Raw genomic sequence first — 4355 nt, 5'->3', positions numbered from 1 at the left:
CGGCGCCGGCGCCGGGCTCGCGGCGCCCAGCCCGAGCAGCGCCGTCAGCAGGAGGTGCAGGAGGGTCATCGCCTCCTCCTACCCATCGCGCGAGCCTTCCCGGCCGTTGTCCACAGGCCTGCGATGCTGGGCCGGTGCTGAGCCGTCGCGCCGTCCTCCTCGGGGGCGCCACCACCGTCGGAGCGGTCGCCGCCACCGGGCTGGGCGTGGAGCAGGGCGTGCTGCCGGGGCGGCCGTGGCTGCAGGCCCATCTCGGGCTGAACGGCGCGGCCGGGGTGGTCCCGGACGTGGCGCCGGGCCCGGTCGAGACCGGCAGCTTCGCCTCCGAGCACCGGCTCGGTGCACAGACCCGCTGGTGCGTGATCCGGCCACCCGGACGGCGCCGCGACCTGCCCGTCGTGGTGGCGCTGCACGGGCTCGGACAGGACAGCGACACCCTCCTCGGGCCCTCGATGGGGCTCCCCCGCTACCTCGCGGCCGCGGTCGCCGACGGTGTGCCGCCGTTCGCGATCGCCGCGGCCGACGGCGGGACGTCGTACTGGCACCCCCGACCCGACGGCGAGGACGCCGGGGCCATGGTCGTCGACGAGCTCCTCCCCCTGCTGGCCGAGCACGGCCTACACACCGCACCGGTCGACTCGATCGGCTTGATCGGCTGGTCGATGGGCGGGTACGGCGCGCTCCGGCTCGCGGGGCTGCTCGGCTCCGACCGGGTCGCCGGCGTGGTCGCGTCGAGCCCGGCCATCTGGACCGACCCGGGAGACGCGTCGTCCTCCGGGTTCGCCGATCGCAGCGAGTACGAGCAGTACACCGTGGTCGGTCACCAGGCCGACCTCGACGGCATCGCCGTGCGCGTCGACTGCGGCACGGGAGACCCGTTCTACCGCGACGTCCAGGACTACGTGGCCGGGTTCGCCGAGGACGCCGACGTCACCAGCAGCTTCGAGCCGGGCGCCCACGCCCCGGCGTACTGGCGGAGGATGCTGCCCGACCAGCTGGCCTTCCTCGGCGCCGCTGTGGCGCCGCAGTAGGCTCGAGCGCGTGATGTTCCAGGACGCCGGGCTGGTCGAGTACGTCGCCGCCTGGGACCTCCAACGCGAGGTCCACCAGCGGGTCGCCGACGGGGCCCAGGACGACACGGTCCTGCTGCTCGAGCACCCGCCGGTCTTCACCGCCGGCAAGCGCACCGAGCCGCACGAGCGCCCGGCCGATCCGGGCGGCGCGCCGGTCATCGACGTCGACCGCGGCGGCAAGATCACCTTCCACGGACCGGGCCAGCTGGTCGGCTACCCGATCGTGACGCTGCCCGACCATGTGCTGGTCGTCGACTACGTGCGCCGCGTCGAGGAGGCGCTCATCCACGTGTGCACCGACCTCGGGGTCACCACCGCCCGGGTGCCGGGGCGCAGCGGCGTCTGGTTGAAGGCCGACGACCGCGGACCGGAGCGCAAGATCGCCGCGATCGGCATCCGGGTGAGCCGCGGTGTCACCATGCACGGGTTCGCGCTCAACTGCGACGTGGACCTCGGGTGGTACGACCGGTTCGTCCCCTGCGGCATCGCCGACGCCGGCGTGACGTCGCTGAGCCGCGAGCTCGGCCGCGACGTGACGGTCGCCGAGGCCCGGCCGCTGGTGGAGCGCCACCTGGCCGACTACCTCGCGTGGGCGCCGTACGACCCCACCCCGGACTACGACCCGCGGCCCGACCCGAGCAAGGGCCCGCGGATCGAGCTGCTCACGCCCTGACGCGTACAGTTGGTCCACGTGACGCAGGTTGCCCCAGATGGACGCAAGCTGCTCCGGCTCGAGGTGCGCAACGCGGAGACCCCGATCGAGCGCAAGCCGGAGTGGATCAAGACCCGGGCCAAGATGGGCCCCGAGTACAACCACCTCCAGAGCCTGGTGAAGTCCGAGGGACTCCACACGGTGTGCCAGGAGGCCGGCTGTCCCAACATCTTCGAGTGTTGGGAGGACCGCGAGGCGACCTTCCTCATCGGCGGCGACCAGTGCACCCGGCGCTGCGACTTCTGCCAGATCGACACCGGCAAGCCGGACCCGCTCGACCGCGACGAGCCCCGGCGGGTCGCGGAGTCGGTGCGGACGATGGGGCTGAAGTACGCCACGATCACCGGCGTCACCCGCGACGACCTCCCCGACGAGGGCGCCTGGCTGTACGCCGAGACCGTGCGGCAGATCCACGAGCTCAACCCCGGCACCGGGGTCGAGAACCTGATCCCCGACTTCAGCGGCAAGCCCGACCTGCTCGCCCAGGTCTTCGACGCGCGCCCCGAGGTGCTCGCCCACAACGTCGAGACCGTGCCGCGGATCTTCAAGCGGATCCGCCCGGCCTTCCGCTACGACCGGTCGCTGGACGTCATCACCCAGGCCCGCGACTTCGGGCTGGTCACCAAGTCGAACCTGATCCTGGGCATGGGCGAGACCCGCGAGGAGGTCTCGCAGGCGCTGCGCGACCTGCACGCCGCGGGCTGCGAGCTCGTCACGATCACCCAGTACCTCCGCCCGTCGGTGCGTCATCACCCCGTCGAGCGGTGGGTCAAGCCCGAGGAGTTCGTCGAGCTCAAGCAGGAGGCCGACGAGATCGGGTTCTCCGGCGTGATGTCAGGTCCGCTCGTGCGTTCGTCGTACCGTGCCGGTCGGCTGTACCGTCAGGCTGTTGAGGCCCGCGACGGCGTCAGCGCCTGATCCCACCCGAACGCCCGACCGAACGATCTGAAGAGGCAGCAACCACGATGGCGAAGGACCCCAAGCCGGTCGATCCCGACAAGATGAGCCGACGAGCGCAGTTCGTCGAGACCTACCGGATGGCGAGGAAGACCGACACCCGCCTCGGTCTGTGGATCCTCGGCTCGCTGCTGGTCGGCGGCGTGCTCGGCTTCGTGGTCTTCTGGATCCTCCCCGGCGAGGGCGTGCTCGGCATCGTCTTGTCGATCATCGGCGCGCTGCTGGTCGGCACGCTGTTCGCGATGATCATCTTCGGCCGGCGCGCCCAGCGGGCGGCGTACGCCCAGATGGAGGGTCAGCCCGGCGCCGCGGCCGCCGCGCTGCAGATGCTGCGTCGCGGCTGGCGCACCGACCCGGTGGTCGGCTTCACCAAGCAGCAGGACGTCGTGCACCGCGTCGTGGGTCCCCCGGGCATCGTGCTGGTCGGCGAGGGCAACCCCAACCGGCTGCGCCAGCTGATGACCGCCGAGCGGCGCAAGCACGAGCGGGTCGCCTCCGAGGTGCCGATCCACGAGGTCGTGTGCGGCAACGGCGAGGGCCAGGTGCCGCTGTCCAAGCTGGTCAAGCACGTCCAGAAGCTCGGCAAGTCCGTGAAGCCGGCCGAGATGACCGACATCCTCAACCGGCTGAAGGCGCTCGACGCCAACCGCTCCAACATCCCGCTGCCCAAGGGCCCGGTGCCGACGAGCATGAAGGGCATGCGCAGCCAGATGCGCGGCCGCTGAGCGGCAGCCTGCATCGCCGCCGGCAGTCGAGGGTGTCGGGCATGACGGTGGCCCCGCCGGCCGGGGCCGGCGGGGTGGGGATCTCAGGTATGTCGTGTGTAGGTGCGGCCGTGGGGGCTGGTCCAGGTGAAGAGCCGGTGCCCGACCCGTTCGAGGCGCCATCCGCCATGCGTTTTCAAGCGATGATGGAATCTGCAGGCGGGCACGAGATTGCACGAGCACGTGGGGCCGCCCTGGTCCCAGGGGATGACGTGGTCGACGTCGCAGCCCCGGGATGGTCTCGTGCAGCCCGGGAACACACACGTCGGATGGGTCAGCATCACCTGTTCGCGCAGGCGGGGTGAGGGCGTGTAGCCGGGCACCTGCAGGTGCTCACCCAGGTCCAGCACCGGGCGGAGGCTGACCGGGCCGGTCGCCGACGCGCACCAACCCTCGACCTGACCGAGGAGCACGTGGGAGCGGGTGTTCTCCACCCCGGCCAGGGCTTCCTCGGACAGGTGGGTGTAGATCACGAGTTGCCTGGGCTTGGGGGCCGGCTTCACCGGCGCGGTGCCGCCCTCCATGGGGAGGGGGAGGTCGCCGCGGGCCAGGGCCCCGGCGGCCATCGCGCGGCGCACGTCCAACGTCTCGGCACAGCCCAGGTCGGCCAGCTGCTGCGCCCCGACCGTGAGGGCGTGGTCGAGGTCGAGGGCGTCGGCCAGGTCCAGCTCGCCGCGCACGGTGGTGGTGCCCTCCAATGACGGGGTGTGGGTGTCGACGTCGAAGAACCGGCCCTCCGCCGCCAGCAGCCGGCGGTGCTCGGCCTCGACCGGGTCGAACGTGGCACGCGCGGCCTCCACGGTCCGCTCCAGCTGCGCCCAGGTGAGCCGGTGCGCCACCGGAGCGAGG

Annotated in this window: 5 protein-coding genes; 4 read left to right on the top strand and 1 reads right to left on the bottom strand. The window is 72.1% G+C overall.

Annotated features, from left to right (window positions below; genetic code table 11):
- The first annotated feature begins 134 nt into the window (after window positions 1–134).
- The 4 genes from VGD85_RS14160 to VGD85_RS14145 are packed head-to-tail and all read left to right on the top strand — an operon-like array spanning window position 135 to window position 3467.
- Window positions 135–1031, top strand: a complete 897-nt coding sequence (locus VGD85_RS14160; protein WP_331064084.1) for an alpha/beta hydrolase — start codon at window positions 135–137, stop codon at window positions 1029–1031.
- 13 nt (window positions 1032–1044) lie between these two features.
- Complete coding sequence (gene lipB, locus VGD85_RS14155) at window positions 1045–1746, top strand: lipoyl(octanoyl) transferase LipB (protein ID WP_331064085.1); 702 nt, start codon at window positions 1045–1047, stop codon at window positions 1744–1746.
- An 18-nt stretch (window positions 1747–1764) separates the two neighbouring features.
- Window positions 1765–2703 (top strand): lipoyl synthase, encoded by a 939-nt coding sequence (gene lipA / locus VGD85_RS14150; protein WP_331064083.1) that lies wholly within the window; start codon window positions 1765–1767, stop codon window positions 2701–2703.
- A gap of 47 nt (window positions 2704–2750) precedes the next feature.
- Window positions 2751–3467 (top strand): DUF4191 domain-containing protein, encoded by a 717-nt coding sequence (locus VGD85_RS14145; protein WP_331064082.1) that lies wholly within the window; start codon window positions 2751–2753, stop codon window positions 3465–3467.
- 83 nt (window positions 3468–3550) lie between these two features.
- On the opposite strand, the gene VGD85_RS14140 is transcribed toward VGD85_RS14145, so the two are convergent.
- Window positions 3551–4355, bottom strand: an 805-nt coding sequence (locus VGD85_RS14140) for an HNH endonuclease signature motif containing protein (RefSeq protein WP_331064081.1), incomplete at its 5' end; no start/stop codon positions are given.

It is taken from the genome of Nocardioides sp. (assembly GCF_036401255.1).
Taxonomy (GTDB): Bacteria; Actinomycetota; Actinomycetes; order Propionibacteriales; family Nocardioidaceae; genus Nocardioides.
Note: the sequence above shows the minus strand (reverse complement) of the source record. Positions and strands in the feature narration are given on the sequence as shown.

What these genes read in the sequence shown, in the direction of transcription:
- VGD85_RS14145 (WP_331064082.1), top strand. Translation starts at nt 2,751, where the DNA reads ATGGCGAAGGACCCCAAGCCGGTCGATCCCGACAAGATGAGCCGACGA.
- lipB (WP_331064085.1), top strand. Translation starts at nt 1,045, where the DNA reads ATGTTCCAGGACGCCGGGCTGGTCGAGTACGTCGCCGCCTGGGACCTC.